Annotated in this window: 10 protein-coding genes; 5 read left to right on the top strand and 5 right to left on the bottom strand. The window is 44.2% G+C overall.

All coding sequences use genetic code 11. From position 1 onward, the window contains the following. Positions 1 to 111: 111 nt before the first annotated feature. The 3 genes from B9Y67_RS07230 to B9Y67_RS07220 all read right to left on the bottom strand — a co-directional run bounded on the left by B9Y67_RS07230 (position 112) and on the right by B9Y67_RS07220 (position 4,624). The gene (locus B9Y67_RS07230; protein ID WP_085506722.1) at positions 112 to 1,392 is read right to left on the bottom strand and encodes an ABC transporter substrate-binding protein; all 1,281 of its coding nucleotides are present in this window, start codon (positions 1,390 to 1,392) and stop codon (positions 112 to 114) included. Between the two features lie 23 nt (positions 1,393 to 1,415). Beyond that, positions 1,416 to 3,530, bottom strand: a complete 2,115-nt coding sequence (locus B9Y67_RS07225) for an amylo-alpha-1,6-glucosidase (protein WP_085506076.1) — start codon at positions 3,528 to 3,530, stop codon at positions 1,416 to 1,418. Positions 3,531 to 3,610: 80 nt separating this feature from the next. Further along, on the bottom strand, positions 3,611 to 4,624 hold the full coding sequence (locus tag B9Y67_RS07220) for a LacI family DNA-binding transcriptional regulator (RefSeq protein WP_085506075.1): 1,014 nt from the start codon (positions 4,622 to 4,624) through the stop codon (positions 3,611 to 3,613). 375 nt (positions 4,625 to 4,999) lie between these two features. Between B9Y67_RS07220 and B9Y67_RS07215 the strand changes: the two genes are divergently transcribed. The 4 genes from B9Y67_RS07215 (at position 5,000) to B9Y67_RS07200 (ending at position 15,555) form a co-directional block, all read left to right on the top strand. Next, positions 5,000 to 10,882, top strand: coding sequence for a pullulanase (locus B9Y67_RS07215; protein WP_085506074.1), 5,883 nt, complete (start codon positions 5,000 to 5,002; stop codon positions 10,880 to 10,882). A 141-nt stretch (positions 10,883 to 11,023) separates the two neighbouring features. Then, positions 11,024 to 13,408 carry a penicillin acylase family protein gene (locus B9Y67_RS07210; protein ID WP_085506073.1) on the top strand — a complete coding sequence of 795 codons (2,385 nt, stop codon included), beginning with the start codon at positions 11,024 to 11,026 and terminating at the stop codon, positions 13,406 to 13,408. A gap of 277 nt (positions 13,409 to 13,685) precedes the next feature. Further along, positions 13,686 to 14,378, top strand: coding sequence for a TcaA second domain-containing protein (locus tag B9Y67_RS07205; RefSeq protein ID WP_085506072.1), 693 nt, complete (start codon positions 13,686 to 13,688; stop codon positions 14,376 to 14,378). Further along, positions 14,314 to 15,555, top strand: a complete 1,242-nt coding sequence (locus B9Y67_RS07200) for a TcaA NTF2-like domain-containing protein (protein WP_085506071.1) — start codon at positions 14,314 to 14,316, stop codon at positions 15,553 to 15,555. Before B9Y67_RS07205 ends, B9Y67_RS07200 begins: the two co-directional genes overlap by 65 nt. 63 nt (positions 15,556 to 15,618) lie before the next feature. Here the strand turns inward: B9Y67_RS07200 and B9Y67_RS07195 are convergent, their stop codons facing one another. Together B9Y67_RS07195 and B9Y67_RS07190 are read right to left on the bottom strand one after the other, a co-directional pair. Continuing rightward, on the bottom strand, positions 15,619 to 16,494 hold the full coding sequence (locus tag B9Y67_RS07195; protein WP_085506070.1) for a zinc ribbon domain-containing protein: 876 nt from the start codon (positions 16,492 to 16,494) through the stop codon (positions 15,619 to 15,621). Between the two features lie 182 nt (positions 16,495 to 16,676). Then, positions 16,677 to 18,122 carry an APC family permease gene (locus tag B9Y67_RS07190; RefSeq protein WP_085506069.1) on the bottom strand — a complete coding sequence of 482 codons (1,446 nt, stop codon included), beginning with the start codon at positions 18,120 to 18,122 and terminating at the stop codon, positions 16,677 to 16,679. Positions 18,123 to 18,422: 300 nt separating this feature from the next. Between B9Y67_RS07190 and panD the strand changes: the two genes are divergently transcribed. Then, entirely contained in the window at positions 18,423 to 18,815 is a 393-nt protein-coding gene (gene panD, locus B9Y67_RS07185; RefSeq protein ID WP_085506068.1) for an aspartate 1-decarboxylase, read from the top strand. The last annotated feature ends 89 nt before the right edge of the window (positions 18,816 to 18,904 follow it).

Genomic DNA, 18,904 nt, shown 5'->3' with positions numbered 1-18,904 from the left:
CCTTTTGACTGCGCCTTTTTTCTATCATCCGAGTGATCCACTTTTCTTGCTGGCTCCATATTGACACCTCTTTCTTAAAGATAAAGGAGACGAAACTCGCCTCCTTATCCTTTAGTTAGCTGACCCGATTTCTTTGTTGGCAGTTTCCTGGGCTTTCTTTAAAGCTTCCTCAAGACTTTGTTCACCAAGTAATGCACTGCTGAATTGGTTATCAAAGTTATTCATGATTGTAGGCAGGTTCTTTCCAGCTTGCCATGGCTGGGCATAAGCGGAGCCTTCGATGAATGAACCTCGTAGTGGATCATCAGCGTAACCTAGTTCTTCAGCAACAGATTGACGTGTTGGGAGAGCAAAACCTTTGCTTGTCCAGATCTCCATACCATCTTTTCCAGTAAGGTAAGAGATGAGTTCCCAAGACGCATCTTTAACTTCAGATTCTTTGTTCATAACATACGCAACCGTAAAGGCAGCGGTCGCTTTTTCTCCATTAATGGTCGGTAGTTCCGTTGTCGTGAATTCAAGCTGTTGAAAGTTATTTTCCAGAAATGGAATGGTCCAGTTTCCTTCAATGACCATTGCTGCTTTTCCTTGTCCAAACATATCTCCGCCCCAGTCTGTACCTACATCAGAAGGCAGACCTGCAGTTTTTTCATCGGTATACATGTCGACAACGGGCTGTAATGCTGCGATGGCATTGTCTCCAGCGAAAGCTGCTTTTCCTTCACTATCAGTAACCTGTCCGCCATGTGGCTGGAATTTATAAAATTGACGTGCCAGCTCCTGTGAAATCCCAAGCCCGAATCGCTCTGGCTGGCCATCTCCATCTTCATCGACGGTAAGTTTCTCTGCATACTCCTGCAGCTCTTCCCATGTTTCTGGCGGTCCTTCTAAGCCAGCTTCTTCAAAGGCTTCTTTGTTATAAAATAAGGAGAGCGTAGAGAAGTCCTTTGGGAATCCGTAGTAAGTTCCGTCGGATTTAAACGCATTTAATAATGGTTCCTGGAAATCTTCCAAATCAAAGTCATCTGTAACGTAATCATTTAATGGTTCCAATACGCCAGTATCAATTAAGCCAGGAGCTTCGGATGCGTCAAGGTAAAATACATCTGCTGCTTCTCCACCTACCAGACGGGTTTTCATTACATCCATATATTGGTCAGATACAACTTCGTGCTTCACTTCAATATTCGGATGCTCTTCTTCAAATGCCTCCAATGTCTGTTGTAAAAGCTCTTTTTCTTCTGGAGAAGCGCCCCATCCTGCGAGTTCTACGACCGTTTTGTCTCCATCGCCTCCGCTACCACTGGAAGAATCGCTGCTGCAGCCTGCTAATACACCACCCAATAACATTCCTGTGACTCCTACTGTCGCCAACATTTTGTTAATTTTCATATCCATCTATCCCTTCAGATTTTTTAACTAAATACCGTTGAGTTAGTTTCCAAAATCACTTGTAATCCGGTTGTATTCCTGGATATTTCTATTTCATAAGATCCTTTACTTCTTTTCACACGTAAGGATAATTGTCCTTGTCCTACTGGCAATTCTTCTAGAGCCAGCTCGTTCATTTCGTCTAAGAAGTGCGGAGCGATTACTAATTCCTTACTCTTATAGTCGGGGTTAAGCCCAAGTATCGTCCGGATGAATGTCAAAGGTGTACCTGCCGCCCAGGCTTGGGGAGAACAAGCAACAGGGTAAGGGACTGGCTTACCTTCTTCCTTGCTATAGCCGCAGAATAATTCCGGCAGGCGTTCATATTCAAAATGATGAGAAGCATCGACTAACCCTTGCATCACAACTTTTGCATGCTCGGCCCCTTTCATGCGGCCCATGCCAAGGAGAGTCATGCTATTGTCATGCGGCCATACACTGCCATCGTGGTAACTGATTGGATTATAGCCGGCTTCTCCTTCGCCCATGGTGCGTATCCCATAACCTGAAAACATAGCTGGGGAAGTGAGCATGTCCATCACACGTTGCGCCCGTTCATCTTCTATCATTTCAGAGAATAAGACATGGCCAGGATTAGAAGTCACAGTGCCGACCTGGTCTTTATTTTCATCTAAAGCTATCGCATAAAATTGTTTGTCTTCCATCCAGAAAGCTGCTTCGAATTTTTCCTTTAAGTCAGCGGCTTGTGTTCTTAATTTAGCAGCATTTTCTTTTTGCCCAATAGATTCATAGAGTTCGGCAACACCAACCCGTGCCTGATATACATATCCTTGAACTTCAGCTAAAGCTATTGGCGATTGGGCCAAGTCCCCATTCCGGTGGACGACGGAATCCGCGGAATCCTTCCAGCCCTGGTTAGCGATCCCTTTACTGGCTTCCTGGTGGTACTCGACAAACCCGTCACCATCCCTGTCGCCATACTCATTTATCCAGGTCAGGGCAGCTTTGACATTTGGAAGCAGCTCTTCAAATAGCGCAATGTCTTTCGACCAATTGACGTATTCCACAAGTAGAATCAAGAAAAGGGGAGTGGCGTCAATCGTCCCGTAATAAGGGGTGAAAGGGATCTGACCAGTGTTTGCCAATTCACCGTAACGAATCTCGTGCATGATTTTTCCCGGTTCTTCATCACGCCAGGAATCTTTCTTCGTTCCCTGATAATGTGCCATTGTCTTTAATGTTCCACGGGCAATTTCCGGCTGGAAAGGCAACATTTGCAGTGCTGCAATCAGGCTGTCTCTTCCGAATGGAACACCGAACCATGGCAGTCCTGCGACAAAGAAGGAGCCGAAGCCTACATCCGTGGAAAGCGCCTGAAGATCCTGGATTCCGCGATCAACAAGACGTTGGAGTGGTTGATGATCGGTTTTTATTTTGGTTACTGATTCGTTCCAGTCCTGGTATGTAGATTGTAGTTGTTTAAATGCCTCAGCTCTGTCTAAAACTTGTACTTTTTCATCAGCCACTGCTGGAACAATGTGGAATGTCACTTCCTGAATTTCTTCGTGGGCGAGGCTAACTGGGATTTTTATAGCCCCATCCTCAACGGAGATTGTCGTGTCGCTTTCCCAGGTTACTCGTGTATTTCTTTTTACATCATCTGCTCCGAGATAAGAAAAGGTCAGGGAGTCGTTCGTTTCTTTGAGCTCTAATACATTTCCAATTTCGCCATTCTGAAAACCCCTGACGATAAACATATCTGCAAAGTCAGCATCCAGTGCAAGTTCCACGGTAAAGTTGACGGCTTTAGGGTTATAATTTCGAATGGATAAGGTTTCGTATAATACATCATTGGAGATGAAGCGGTGTCGCTTGATTTCCACGGATTCTCGCCAAAGTTCCACTTCGCCGTCTTTTTCGATATGAGGATTCGTCAACATCATTTCGGTATCATAGATATTATCAGCTTCTGATTTAAGCAGAATCGGGTCTTCGCCGTTGACTTTTAGGCTCATCTCACTCAGGAAGCGGGTGTCTTTTTTATACAACCCTAATCCATAAGGGTGGTTAATGGGTATATCTCCATTTTTATCCGTAAGAAAGAAAACTTCATTGTCTTTTAACACACGATAGTCCATCATCTCATCCTTCCGTCCAAAACGTTTCGGTAAACGCTGTAAAAAATATCCGAAACGTTTCGGAATTTCATTAAAAAAATTTAGTTTATTTTTGTAGTAGTTTGTCTGACTTTCAATTCATTATCTATGATTTTTACCCTGTTTGTTTCGGTACCCTGGAGAATCCCAACCAGCAAATCAGCAGCTGTAAAGCCCATTCGGAATGTATCCTGAGCGATAGTGGTAAGGGCGGGGCTGACGTAAGCTGCGAGCGTGATATCATCATAACCAACTAATGATAAGTCATCTGGAATCTTTCTGTTCAGCTGCCTGGCTGCTCGCATAACTCCTAAAGCCATCAAGTCACTTGCACTCACAATAGCAGTAATTTCAGGGAAAGCGGTCAATAGCTCGAGTGTGACTTGTTCTGCTTTTAATTCTGTATATTCTCCATTTACGATCCATTCTCTCCTGATGGGCAGGTTGCGCTTTTGCATCCCAAGTTCAAATCCTCTTAGCCGCTCCTGGCTGACAAATGCCTGGTCGTGTCCGTTGACCATAGCAATGTTGATATGGCCTAACCCTGATAAGTGCTGGACCGCTCGGAATGTTCCATCCACATTATCTGTCGTGACGTAACCGGTGGTTTCGTTTTCCAATGGTACATCAATCAATACGCAAGGAATGTCGCTTTCGAAGATTTCAATTAAATAAGGATCGTCTTTCTTGATTCCTTGTACGATTACACCGTCTACACGACGCTCACGACAAAGCTGGGTGTACGTTTTTTCTTTTTGCTTGGATGAATTCGTATTAAAAAGGACCAAATCGTAATCCATCTCTCCACAATACTCATTGATTCCCGTCAGCACGTCGAAGACAATATTGTCTTTGGACCCTTCGCGGGATAAACCAGAGACGAGCAATCCTATGGTTTTTGTTTTTTTCATAACAAGACTACGGGCTAAAGCATTGGGGCTGTATTCAATTTCTTTTGCAATTTGTTCAATTTTTTGCCTGGTATTTGCATTGACGTCGGAGTAACCATTCAATGCCCGCGAGACAGTTGTAACCGATACTCCTGCTAGCTTTGCGATATCTTTGATTGTTGCCATAGTAGTCTCCTAGCCTTTCCAAAACGTTTTGGATAATTGATTTGATTCAAAGTATACACATAGTGAAAGCGTTTTACAAGGTGTTGTCAGAATTTTTTTAAGTACCTTACCCCAGGTCCTCCAGAATCTGGAGGACCTGGGGTGTTTTGGTTTAGAAATCTATTAGATTTGGTTGCTGTTCTATTAAGGTTGTTGTAAAATTATACTATGAATGCAAGCGCTTGCATAACAATCTAAAATACCTAGGACTAAAGTTATTCTTTTTATTTAACCTTTTGTGCAAGCGTTTGCGCAACTTGTTGCTCACTATGTAAAGAAGAAAGGAGGCATAAAAGCGGGCGTTTCTACTAATCTATTCAGGGAGGAAACTATTACATGAGAAGAAATACACAGCGTAACTTCTCCATTTTTATGATTTTGATCATGCTGTTGAGCTTATGGTCGCCGATCGCACCGGTTCAACAGGTACACGCAGAAGATTCTTCTGACGCGAATGCAACAGAGGAAACAACAGAAAAAACGGTGCAGTTCCATTACATCAGAGAAGATCAGAATTTTGGCGATTGGAATATATGGGTTTGGAATACTGGCGTACAGGACAACCAGATTAATTTTGACTCCTATAAAGGCAATACTGCTACAGCCAATTTTGCTGTGGCACCGGAAACAAAAGAGTTCGGTTTTGTCCTGCGCAGTACCGAAGACTGGAATACGGCGGAAAAAGAATTTGGCGACCGCTCCATCCAGGTCAGCCAGAACGACACCATCACCAAGGCATACATAACCAGCGGTGTCGAGGAAGTAAGGATTGTGCCGGATGGATCGGCTCCCGTAATTGATAATGGCGACGCGACTTTCTTTTATCGTGATAAAGAGTTATTCGCTGCTGATGCGATGGACACGATCGATAAAGTCGAGTTGCAAGTTAACGGTAAAACAAAGGAAATGACATATGAACCGGAGAATGAGCGGTTCGTCTATACGTACAATGACATTCCGAATGGCGAACATGAGTATACGTATCTCGTTACAAAAGATGAAGAAACCACTGAGGTGATGGACCCTTATAACACGGTAGATGGCGTTTCTACCATTAGTTTTGAAAAAGCTGACCTGAGCGTGTCAGGAACAGTCGAGCCTGGCGCTGTCGACTATAATCAAAACGCGGTCCTGTCGGTAGACGTCCAGGGTGAAGCAGAAATCTCTCAAATGTTTGCGGACATTTCTGCCTTAGGGGGGTCGGACAAGCTTGAAATCGACCCCGACTTACAGGAAGTGACGATTGCGGTCGATGATGATGTGACCGCTGGAACGAAAACTATCCCACTTACTGTTGTTGATTCATTTGGCAATTCTCATGAAGGCACAGCGGAAGTGGAAGTGAAAACGCGTCAGTCTGTCGGCGAAGCTGATTTTGACTGGGACGAGTCGATCATTTACTTTATGCTGACCGACCGCTTCTTTGATGGCGATGAATCAAATAATGATCCATACAACCTTGGATATGATACCGAAAAACGTGGCACGTACCAGGGTGGAGATTTTGAAGGGATCACGGAGAAACTTGATTACCTCGACAACCTTGGGGTGAACACGATCTGGATCAGCCCGATTGTTGAAAATATCAAATATGATGTCCGGTATAACGAAGATGGCGACCAGCCTTATTATGGTTACCACGGCTACTGGGCAAACAATTTTGGTGAACTGAACCCTCATTTTGGCACGATGGAGGAGTTCCATGACCTGATTGATGAGGCCCATGCCCGCGATATGAAAATCATGGTTGATGTCGTGCTGAATCATACCGGCTATGGCTTGAAAGAAGTTGATGGCAACGTTCCTGAAGCGGAACAGCCGGAAGGTTACCCAACCGACGAGGATCGCAGTCGCTTCAGTGATCTTGTCCGTCAAGGCACCGATGTAGGAACCGATGAAGTTGTCGGTGAACTGGCCGGACTTCCTGATTTTATTACCGAAGATCCGGACGTGCGCCAGCAAATTATCGACTGGCAGACTAACTGGATCGATGCGGCTACAACTGATGAAGGTAACACAATTGACTACTTCCGCGTCGATACCGTGAAGCATGTGGAAGATACCACGTGGATGGCATTCAAGAATGCGATCACAGAAAAAATGCCGGAGCACAAGATGATCGGCGAAGCCTGGGGAGCGAGTGCCAACGATGATTACGGCTACCTCGAAACCGGAATGATGGACTCCCTTCTTGATTTCGGTTTTAAAGAAATTGCCCATGACTTTGTCAATGGAAGTTTGGAAGAGGCCGATGAAAAACTGGCTGATCGTAATACGGAAATAGACAACACGGCTACACTAGGGCAATTTTTAGGCAGTCATGATGAAGATGGATTCCTGCATTCCCTAGGTGGAGATGAAGGCAAGCTGAAAGTTGCAGCTGCTTTGCAGGCAACCGCAAAAGGGCAGCCGGTCATTTATTATGGGGAAGAGCTTGGCCAGTCGGGAGCCAACAACTATCCAGTGTATGATAACCGCTACGATTTTGCCTGGGATCAGGTAGAAGGTAATGATATTCTCGATCACTATTCGAAAATATTGAACTTCCGTGGTGAGCAGTCCGAAGTTTTTGCAAAAGGGGAAAGAAGCTTTGTCGGCGGCTCTGATAATGAAGAATTCTTATTATTTGAGCGTGCTTATGAAGACGACTCCGTTTATGTCGGACTGAATGTTGCTGAGGAAGCGAAAGAAGTGAGCCTGGAACTGGAAGGTGGCACGACTGTGACCGACCATTATTCCGGTGAAGTATATGAAGCAACAGATGCTGGACAAGTTTCTGTCACGATCCCTGGAAAAGCGGACGGCGGGACGGCTCTGTTGACCGTTGACAGTGGGGCGATCACAGGGGTTGGAAATGGTGAGGGCGATGATGGTATAGAAGTTGAACCTGTACCGGAAGATTCCATCCGTATCCACTACAAACGGGACGATGGCAATTATGAAAATTATGGCCTATGGCTGTGGAATGATGTTGCCGAACCTTCTGCCAACTGGCCGACAGGCGCTACCATGTTTGAAGGAACCGATGACTATGGTGCCTATGTTGATGTTGAGCTTGCAGAAGGTGCGAAAAACATCGGATTCCTGGTCATGGATGTGACCCAGGGAGATGATGGTAAAGATGGTGGTGACAAAGGTTATACGATCACCAATCCAGACATCAACGAAATTTATATCAAGCAAGGTTCCGATGAAGTATACACGTATGAGCCGGTTGATTTACCGGAGAACACGGTCCGGATCCACTATGATCGCGATAACGATGACTATGAAAACTTCGGTCTTTGGAACTGGGGCGATGTAGCGAATCCTTCTGAAGATTGGCCGACAGATGCGGTGATGTTTGAAAATACCGATCGTTATGGCGCATACGTAGATATCGAGCTGACAGAAGATGCCAAGGAAATTGGCTTCTTCCCACTTGATGTCACTCAGGGTGATGCAGGTAAAGATGGTGGCGATCGCACTTTCAACTTACTGGACAGGTACGATCAGCTATGGATCAGACAAGGTGATGAAACGGTCTATATTTCTCCTTATGGGGAAGTAGCTACTGGCCTTACATCCGCTGAGGTTATAAATGAAGAAACCATCCAGTTAAGCTTTACAATGACCGATGGACTTTCTACTAAAGACTTACTCGAACAATTGGTCATCAAAGATGCTGATGGTAATGAAGTAATGGCTAAAAGTGCCGAAATTACTGGTGATAAGACAGTGAAAGTGAAGGCAGATTTTGATATCGAAAAACTTCCACTAACGGTGGAGTATGGTGACAGATCTGTTATCGCTAACAGCGGCTGGCGGATGATCGATGAACTGTATGCTTATGATGGCGACGATCTTGGTGCCACGTATCAGGATGGCAACGCTATTTTGAAACTATGGGCGCCAAAAGCAAGCAATGTTGTAGCGAAGTTTTTTGATAAAGAAGATGCCGCCACAGAAATCGGACGTGTTGACCTGAGGAAAGAAGAAGGCGTCTGGTCAAAAGAAATTACGGCTGAGGAGCTGGGAGTAGATGACCTGGCGGGATACTACTACCAGTACGAAGTGACCAACGATGGTGTAACGAAAAATGTACTGGACCCATATGCCAAATCAATGGCAGCCTTCACCGTCGATACTGAAGGCAACCCTGGTCCAGACGGTGACGATGTTGGAAAAGCAGCGATTGTTGACCTGGAAGGCACCGATCCAGAAGGCTTCAGCCATGCGGACATCGATGGCTATAAAAAACGGGAAGATGCGGTCATCTATGAAGTTCATGTCCGTGACTTTACTTCCGATCCATCGATTGAAGGTGATTTGAACGCACGATGGGGATCCTATCAGGCGTTCATCGACAAGCTCGATTACATCAAGTCTATGGGTGTCACCCACGTCCAGCTTTTGCCGATTATGGCATGGTACTATGGCGATGAAACAAATATGGACGAGCGCGAATTGGAGTACTCTGCTGGCGGTAATTCCTATAACTGGGGTTATGACCCGCACAGTTACTTCTCGCCAGACGGGGCGTATTCCGAGGATGCTGCCGATCCTGAACTGCGCGTGAAAGAAACAAAAGAACTGATCGATGCTATTCATGACGCCGGTATGGGTGTGGTGCTTGATGTGGTTTACACGCATACAGCTAAAACGAGCACACTGAATGACATTGTTCCTGATTACTATGCATTCCAGGATGACCAGGGCAACTTCCTTGGCGGCTTTGGCAACAACCTTGCAACCAATCACGCCATGGCTGAAAAGCTGATGGTCGATTCCGTGAAATACTGGTTCGAAGAATACAAAATCGATGGTATGCGTTTTGATATGATGGGGGATGCCACTTATCCGGCGGTCCAAAATGCCTATGACGCAGCTGCTGAAATCAACCCGCACGCCTTGTTTATCGGGGAAGGTTGGCGGACATTTGCCGGCCATATTGCAGATCCATCTCTTGAGGGCATGGGCGCTGATCAGGACTGGATGGATAAAACCGATGATGTAGGCGTGTTCTCCGATGAAATGCGTAACGAACTGAAATCTGGTTTCGGTTCAGAAGGCGAGCCGCGCTTCCTTACCGATGGTGCGCGGGATATCGATACGATTTTTAACAATATCAAAGGTCAGCCGTCCAATACAGCGCAGGACGATCCAGGCGACATGGTTCAATATATCGCGGCACACGATAACCTGCCGTTATATGATGTCATCGCCCAATCGATTAAAAAAGATCCGGCTATACCGGAAAATGACCTGGAGATTCATAAGCGTGTCCGACTTGGAAACGCGATGATTTTGACATCCCAGGGAACAGCGTTCCTTCATGCCGGTCAGGAATTTGGCCGCACGAAACAGTGGCATGGTGAAGGAGTACCTGAACAGAAGTATCATGAGCTGGAAGATGAAAATGGTGAGTCATTTGGCTATTTCATCCATGACTCCTATGATTCTTCCGATGCCATCAACATGTTCGATTGGGAAAAAGCGACCAATGAAGAAGAATATGAAGTTAATCATGTTACTGGTGAATTTACGAAAGGCATGATCGAACTGCGGAAATCTACCGATGCCTTCCGTTTAGGCGATCAGGATCTGGTTGATGAAAATGTTTCGTTGCTCGATTTTCCTGAGATGCAGGAAAACGACTTGCTGATCGGCTATGAATCAATTTCAACCGATGATACAGGCAACTACTATGTATTCGTCAATGCCGATGATGAAGCGCGCAGCCTGACACTTGGAGACTACAACTTCCGCGGAGGTCAAGTGCTTGTAGATAGTGACGAAGCTGGTGCGGATTCCGTTGATCAGCAGTCCGGCTTTGAAATGACTGACGATACACTGACATTAGATCCGTTGACATCCATAGTCATCAAACTAGATGAACGTAAAGCAGACGAAGAGCCTACCTTTGGTGAGAAAGTCCAATTTGCGGTTGAAGATTTCTTAGCAGGAGAGGTTACTGCGGAAGCAGCTGCTGACAGCTTACTTGATATCGCGGCTGCAGGGGAGTTGACTCCAGCAAAAATCAATGAGCTGGTTTTGGAAGTGGCTATAGAGGATTATAGTGAAGGAGAGAAATATACTGGTAAGGAACGAGCAATCGAAACTGCCGGTGAGCAGATTGAGCGCAGCCTGGAAAAGATGCTGGAAGGTAAAAAGAACGCAGAAATATTAGCATCCAAACAGGTTGCTGAAGCATTAGAGAAGGTAAAAAAGCTTAATTAAGAACAACCAGTAAACCACCCCGGAGCATCCAGTTTTTGGAGGGCTCCGGGGTGGTTTTTTTTATAGTTGTAAATAATATGAAATATTTTCAGAAAATTACAAATCGTATATAATAAGAGGACAAGGGGGAGGGGGTTACACATGGAAACAGCGAAGGAATTATTGGTCGAGAAACATGAACAGAACAACAGATGGAAGAAGGTGGCTTGGAGCATTGTCGGTGTGCTTATTTTTTTCGTAATAAGTACGCTTATTTTTATAAATGTTTACATAAACCGAACCTTGCCACAGATCGAAGGAGATGTCCAAGTAGAAGGTCTTACCGTATCTGTTGCTGTTACCAGGGATGAAAACGGTGTTCCTCACATTAGTGCGGAAAATGCGCATGATTTGTTTATGGCGCAAGGGTACGTGCAGGCGCAGGACCGCTTGTTTCAAATGGAACTTGCCCGAAGGCAGGCTTCCGGCAGGTTGAGTGAAGTGGTCGGGGAGGCGACGCTGAAGCAGGATCAGTACTTTCGGACGTTAGGGCTGAGGCGGGCTGCTGAGAAGTCATTGGCTGCTTATTCGGATGAGTCTTTAGACATTTTGCAGGCTTATTCCGATGGCGTTAATGCTTTTATTCAGGAAGCGATGGGTGAACGTCGACTCTCTCCTGAATTTGCTTTGATGGGAATTTCTCCTGAGCCATGGACGCCTGTCGACTCCTTGACAGTTGGCAAGTATATGGCATTCGATTTAGGAGGGCACTGGGAAAGACAAGCATTCAATTACTATCTGTTATCGGAATTTCCAGAGGAACAGGCGTATGAGCTATTTCCGAAATATCCGGAAAAAGCTTCCGTGATTTTGGATGAAACCGATCAGGTCGATGTTGCCTCGAGCTTAGAGGGGGCGGTCATTCCTCATGAATTCAATGGCAGCAATAACTGGGTGGTCAGCGGAGAGAAGACGGCATCTGGCTTTCCATTATTAGCGGATGACCCCCATTTAGGGTTAGCGACACCTTCGATTTGGTATCAGATGCATTTGAACTCTCCAGAATATAATGTTTCAGGAGTTATCTTTGCAGGCATTCCTGGTATTATCTTAGGTCATAACGAAAACATTGCATGGGGCGTTACGAATGTCGGACCGGATGTTCAACAGCTTTACTTAGAAAAAAGGAACCCCGAAGATCCTGCTCAATTCCTTTTTGAGGGGGAGTGGGAAGAGGCGATGGTCATTGATGAACCAATCGAAATCAAAGACCAGGAAACACTGGATTATCAAGTAGTCGAAACAAGACACGGACCAATCATCAGTGAGTTTGCCGGAGAAAGCGGAAAAGATACCGTGATGTCATTGCGGTGGACAGCATTGGATGCCACCACAGATCTTGAAGCGGTGCTGGACATCAATAAAGCTTCGGATTGGGAAAGCTTCGAAAAAGGTTTGGAGAAGTTTTTGGCTCCTGCTCAAAATTTCGTGTTTGCCTCTAAAGATGGAACCATTGCCTACAAGGCCAATGGTCTTATTCCGATTTATGACGAACCCGAAAAAGCTTTGCTGCCAATGCGGGGGTGGAAGAAGGAAGATTTATGGCAAGGTTATATTCCTTTTGAGGAGCTGCCGAAGACAGTTAATCCGGAAGCGGGCTTTGTCGCGACCGCAAATAATAAAGTCATCGATGATGCGTACCCTTACCATATCAGTCACAATTGGGCGCAGCCTTATCGTTACGAGCGAATTGAGGAAATGCTCACCCAAAAAGATGATTGGACGGCAGAAGATTTTATGGAATTACAGATGGATGTAAAAAATAAACAAGCAGAAGAATTTCTTCCTTTTATGCTCGATCACGTTAGCCAGGAGGAATTGACGGGAGCTGAGCAAGAAGGCTTAACCCTAATGAATGAATGGGACTACCAGGATGAAAAGTCCTATGTGCAACCTCTGATTTACCATCATTGGATGAAGGAAATACAAAATCGTTTATACAATGAACAGATACCAGAGAACATGATGGGCTTTTTCCATGGGACGGGCCAGACGACCGACGAGTTGATGCGAGCGGCTCAAAGCGGATCAGAATCGATCTGGGTAGAAGAGGCTGGTGGCTGGGCATCTGTAATGACGGAAGCCTATCGGGATACCATCCAGTCACTCAGTGAGGAGCACGGAAAAACCCCCGGTTCATGGACATGGGGAGCGGAACATGCTGTCGCGTTCACGCATCCTTTATCGAGCATCGGATTTTTGGAGCAGTTTTTCAATCCGGGAGACCCTGAACCGGTGAACGGAAGCCGCGTGACCGTTCAGGCAGCCGGTTATGCTGCAGATGGCATCGTCGATCATGGAGCTTCATGGAGGTTCATCACAGATATGAATGATCCAAATGGGGGATATCATTTAGTAGGCCCAGGTCAGTCCGGGCACTTCAGAAGTGAATGGTACCAGGATCAATTACAGGATTGGGTTGAAGGGAACTACCATTATACGAGTATCAATGGTTTTTCAGGTCAAGAGCTAGTCCTGACACCGTGATAATATAATTTCTAATGGAATACCAGGACTCCCAGGATCAGCAGGCTTAACGTCTGCTGGTCCTTTATTATTTTGGGAAGGCTTAGCATCCAGTTTTTGGAGGGCCCGGGGTGTTTTCGCTTTCTCCCCAGGTCCTCCAGAAAAAGGAAATCTATTGTTCAAAGTCAGTAAGGTATTGAATTTATCTTGGTGAATTGGAGTATGAAGCACCTTCTTTTGTCATAGGATGGTTTGAGGGATAATCCCTGTCAAAACTCCCAGGACAAAGGAGGGCTTTATGAATTATTGTAAAGAATGTGGGGCCGAACTGATCGCGAGCAATAAGTTTTGTTTAGAATGTGGGCACCCGGTGGAGCTGAAAGCTGAGCCTGACCCAGCACAGGCTGTCAAACCACCCATACGTTCTAAAAGTACTAGCAAGCTTCCAAAAAAGAAAAAGATTTGGTCGATCGTTGGTATTGTTGTTTTCTTCCTGCTAGTCACCGCTTACATAATTGGAGCTGATATGACTTCGAAAGCCAAAGTAGTGGAAAAATATGAGAATGCAGTAGAAGAGAAGGATGCGAAGGAGCTGGCAAAATTTCTGGTATATACGGATACCGATGAAAAAGTAGAGGAAGAGGATGCTAAAGCCTTTTTAAATTATCTGGAAGAAAATCCTGATAAGGCGGAGTCTTTACTGAATGAACTAAAAGCACAGTCGGATAGAACGAAAAGAAAAGAGGATGAATTATGGGAGGAATGGCTCGAGGAAGAGTACTTCCTTACCGTTGTCCAGGATGGAAAATTGTTAATTTTTGACCAATATCGTTTATCCGTCAAGCCAGCTTATGTTACATTTCACGCTGACTACAAAGGTACAAAGGTGATGAATGGAGAAGAGGAAGTTTACACGGCAACGGCTGATGGGCAACAGCACGAATATGGACCACTGCTTCCAGGCATCTACCAAATTAAACGCTGCTTATAAAAGTGATACGGCTGATTTGACTACAACGGAACGGGTGGAGCTATGGGGACGGCCACATGAGGATATCCGGTTTAATATGGAAGTCGATACGGTCACATTTCAAACAGATGCCATACCGCTATCACCAGCTAAGCTTTTGTTGAACGGAGAGAAGGTTGATTTTGACCCATTTTCAGGGGAAGCATATGGTCCTGTAGTTTTGGGTGGGTCAACTGTAATAGAGGTGGAAGCTGAATTTCCGTGGGGAGTTATGAAATCTGGCCCATTAACAGTAAAAGAACCAAATATGTCTATTACTTTTGAATTTACCGATGATATGGAAAGTGTGTTAGCAACTACAATAGGGGATTATTATCGCTCTTATCTTGAATCATTTGAAACCGAGGGTGATTTACCGCTTAAACATGTGACAGGTGAATTTAACCGCAAAGTTGTAGAAAGTTTAAAAACGAAAGGAACAGAAGGCTATACGACGCAGCTGTGGGTGAAAAATAAAGAAATACAGCTTGGGGACAGCTATCTGACCCAGTATGATGGGAAGTATTTTACCAATGTAAATGTTCGAATGGATTATTTTGAAAGTAACTTTTTGACAGAGGAAGGGCCAGGTGATCCGGGCTTTCACAATCAAACCTTACAATATAATTTGGTTTATGATAATGGATGGAAAGTGAATGATGTGCAGTATTCTTCTATGGATTATGAAGAGGACTTTAATGAAACGAGAAGTGTCATGAGAGATTCCGGGGTTTATCAATTAGTCATACCTGCAAGGGAGACGACATTGGAGACCAATTCAACTCCCGTCTTGCCTGCAATGGATCCGGCCCAATTTATAATTAATTTCAGAAACATGTATGAAAATGCCTTGAATGCTGTTGATTTTTCTATTGCAGAAGATTATTTATTATATGACAGCGATGCGTATCATGAGTTGAAAGACTATATTGAAACAGAAGTGGATGACTCCTTTGAATTCAATTTTACTTTAAATGATCCACTTAGTGTAGAGACGAGCGAAGATGGTGCGAAAGTGAGAATGCATGAAAAATTCATTTTCACCCATAATGGTGACCGGACCGATTATAACCGCGAAAAAGTTTATCACCTCACCATCGATAGTGAAGAAAGCTATAAGATAACACGAATAGATATATTAGAAACATTACGGGATTGATAGAGACGCTTCGGCGTCTTTTTTTTGCATTCAAAAAGACCCTCGACTGAGGGCCCCTTTCGCTTAAAATGGCATAAACATTTCAGTCATGCTTGTAACAATATGGTCAACCGCAACACGCATAAGGATGAATAAGATCAGGTAAGTCAGCAGCGTGTGGATGAATGGGTCCAGGCCCAGTTTTTTATCGTTATGCAAAGAATAAAGGGTAAATGGGATTGCTGCTGCAAGGCCGAATAAGGTAAGAGCATTTAGAAATGGTACCAAAGAAATGAGGTCCAATAATAAAAACAAGCAGGTAATGGCCAACAAAATAGTTGGGATTGTTAGAAAGGTGACAAACCTCCCCGATACTTCTTTAAAAGAAGGCGTTTGAGGCTTCCCGATTTTTATCAACAAAAACATCGTAACACTAACTGCAATTACCCCAATCAAAGCAGTGATAAGAACCGGGAAGAACACAGCCATAAATGGAACATCAAACCCAAATCCAAAAAGATCGAAAAGGTCTGTTACACTTTTGGTGGCAAGGTATACAGTAAGCCCGGCTAGTATCAAGAACAAAAACAACGTGTTTTTGGCTTTAGCGAAGTTATCGTCGATTCCTTCCTGAAAAGCACTGGTTGGTTCTTTGCACACCACTTTCAAATATTCGAGATATTCTTTGGTGGATTGAACAAAATTACCGGATGAACCTTGGAAAGTGTCAGGATCAGCTGTTGCAGGAGGACCTGCGGCAGGTTGCGCTTGTTGTTGAGTAACGGCAGGGTGGTATTCTGGCGCCGTTGAATCAGAAACCGGAAGGGACTCGCTGTCTTGTGAAGTCATAGTGTTGTGCGGTTGACTTACTCCTGTTGCCGGGGCTTTAAAAGGCTTGCCGCAATTTCCACAGAACTTTCCTCCCTGATACTCTGCGTTACAGTTGGCACACTGTTGCATTCAATCACTCCTTATAGTTTATTTGGACTGATTATGTACTCCTCCTTTCGTTTCAATGAATAGTCCAAAGCAATCAAGAAAGTATACGCAACTAATGACCCATTGATGCCCCTAACATACAAAAACTGGAGGACCCGGGGTGTTTTCGTTTACACCCCGGGTCCTCCAGATAATGGTAATACTTATTTTTTTGCGGTGTTTTCGCCGAGGATCAGGTAGCTGAGTTCCTCGTTTGAAAGGTTATTGAATACTTGTCTATTTGCTAAATAGAATATACCGCCTAATGCAATCCAGATAATCAAGGCTATTCTGGATTCAATACCTAAATAAGCAGGTGAGAACGGTAGTAGCAATAGCAGCATGAAGACGATGCTGGCGATCATCCCCAATAAAGCAATGAACTTTTTCGTTGGATTGGTTGTGATATTCGCATTTTCGACTTTCGTCCCGGTACTCCACTTATAAAACGTATAAGCGGTATAACTGGTATAAAAATAGGCGATGGATACACCGATCGATGACATATCTACGACCCACAGCAATACTTCACGCCCGAACCAAGGGGCAAGGGAAGCGATAATGGCTGTGAAGATGATTCCCACATAAGGAGTTCCAGACTTAGGATGAAGCTTAGAAAAAGCTGGCGGCAGAATTTTTGCACGTGACATTGCAAATAACAGACGGCTTGAAGAAATAGTAAAACCATTTAATCCGGTGAATATCCCCATGCTCAGTGCCAGAACCAATAAGAAGAGGCCGGTAGTCCCAAGCAAGTCGCTGATTGCTGCTCCGGTTCCCCAAATATATCCTGCATCAACCATTTGCTCCCATGGATTAGCCATAGCAGTTGCGATAATCATCATGCTGTATAAAACTAATGCGAATAAAATCGCTAAAATAATCAAACTGAAGGCTTTTTTAGAAGAAAAATTGAATTCTTCTGCTGCCTGAGGAATGTTATCAAATCCTACATATGCCCATGGCGCGATCGCTACGATCGATAGAATCGCTGCTAATGTAGAGATCTCAGGCTTGAATAAAGGCTGGACGTTTTCAAAACTTCCTTGTGGCGTGCCGCCAACTAGCGTGGTAAGAATAAAGACACCACCAAGCATGATCAGACAGAAAATAAATTGCATTTTTCCAGATAAACCGCTGCCTTTAATATTTAAATAGGTGAAAAATGCTAAGGCAATCGTGGCAACGAGTATCTCGATTAAGTAAACGTCCCATCCTGCTATCGTATAAAGTTTGAAATTCATTGTGAAATCAGGGAAGACGAACTTGAACATAAGCGCAAATGCGGAAGCATTCAGGGCGACGATACATATATACCCCAGTGTTAAAAACCAGCCACAAATAAACGCATGTGTTTTCCCCATGCTGATGAAAGAATAAGCGAACTCTCCGCCGGAAACAGGGAATTTTTCAATGAGAAAACCATAACTGACCGCAATCAGTCCCATCAGGACAGCGCCAATTGCAAATCCGATGATGACTCCTAACGGCCCGGCTTTCCCCATCCATTCTACTGGCAGGACGAATGCTCCCCACCCGATCGATGAGCCTAATGCAATTGCCCACACCCAATGGGGTTTTAATGTTTTATCTAGTGTTTTTCTACTCATAGTTACCTCCTGGTTTTAGGAATGAATTCCACTTTATAATTAATCCCTTAACTTTTCCCATTTTTCATATAAAGCAACCCAGTTATAGTATTTCTGATAAACCAATTTTTTAAGGGGGGGTTTTGTAGCTTCTGCTTATTTTAACGTTAATATTCTTATTGGAATATGTACCATAAACAGGAACTACTAAAAAATAGTAATATTATTACCTAATATGTATATAGATTGTAACTAAGCTGAAATTGATTCACTTTAGGTATGAAGGTATGCTGAATACATACCAAAAGGAGGAGTTCTATCATGCAGCGACTGATGTGCAAAGGTAAAATACACCGAGCAACAGTTACAGAAGCAGAACTGGATTACGTCGGCAGTATTACCATTGATCAAAAATTAATGAAAGAAGCCGATATTAAACCTTATGAAATGGTACAAGTCACAAGCTTAAAAAATGCTACGAGATGGAAAACGTATGCTATTCCTGCTCCAGAAGGTTCAGGCAGAATTTGTCTGAATGGTCCTCCCGCTCATTTATTCTCTCCAGGGGATATCGTTATCATATTAAGTCTTGCTCAGATGACAGATGAAGAAATTGAAACACTTCGACCAAGAGTCGTATTTGTAGATGAACAGAATGAAATCACTTCTGTAGAAGAACATGACCTCCATTGGCCGGAAGGTGTAAAGCAATAAATTAATTATAAAGAATCCAGTTGGTTGTTTTAATCAACTGGATTCTTTTTGGTCAAAATGGTTCTGGTTTCACCCCAGGTCCTCCAGAT

This window comes from Thalassobacillus devorans (genome assembly GCF_900176565.1).
GTDB lineage: Bacteria > Bacillota > Bacilli > Bacillales > Halobacillaceae > Thalassobacillus > Thalassobacillus devorans_A.
Note: the sequence above shows the minus strand (reverse complement) of the source record. Positions and strands in the feature narration are given on the sequence as shown.

Excerpts from the sequence above, each read along its gene's own strand:
- B9Y67_RS07230 (WP_085506722.1), bottom strand. The coding sequence starts at position 1,392 with ATGAAAATTAACAAAATGTTGGCGACAGTAGGAGTCACAGGAATGTTA.
- B9Y67_RS07225 (WP_085506076.1), bottom strand. The coding sequence starts at position 3,530 with ATGGACTATCGTGTGTTAAAAGACAATGAAGTTTTCTTTCTTACGGAT.
- B9Y67_RS07220 (WP_085506075.1), bottom strand. The coding sequence starts at position 4,624 with ATGGCAACAATCAAAGATATCGCAAAGCTAGCAGGAGTATCGGTTACA.
- B9Y67_RS07215 (WP_085506074.1), top strand. The coding sequence starts at position 5,000 with ATGAGAAGAAATACACAGCGTAACTTCTCCATTTTTATGATTTTGATC.
- B9Y67_RS07210 (WP_085506073.1), top strand. The coding sequence starts at position 11,024 with ATGGAAACAGCGAAGGAATTATTGGTCGAGAAACATGAACAGAACAAC.
- B9Y67_RS07205 (WP_085506072.1), top strand. The coding sequence starts at position 13,686 with ATGAATTATTGTAAAGAATGTGGGGCCGAACTGATCGCGAGCAATAAG.
- B9Y67_RS07200 (WP_085506071.1), top strand. The coding sequence starts at position 14,314 with ATGGGCAACAGCACGAATATGGACCACTGCTTCCAGGCATCTACCAAA.
- B9Y67_RS07195 (WP_085506070.1), bottom strand. The coding sequence starts at position 16,494 with ATGCAACAGTGTGCCAACTGTAACGCAGAGTATCAGGGAGGAAAGTTC.
- B9Y67_RS07190 (WP_085506069.1), bottom strand. The coding sequence starts at position 18,122 with ATGAGTAGAAAAACACTAGATAAAACATTAAAACCCCATTGGGTGTGG.
- panD (WP_085506068.1), top strand. The coding sequence starts at position 18,423 with ATGCAGCGACTGATGTGCAAAGGTAAAATACACCGAGCAACAGTTACA.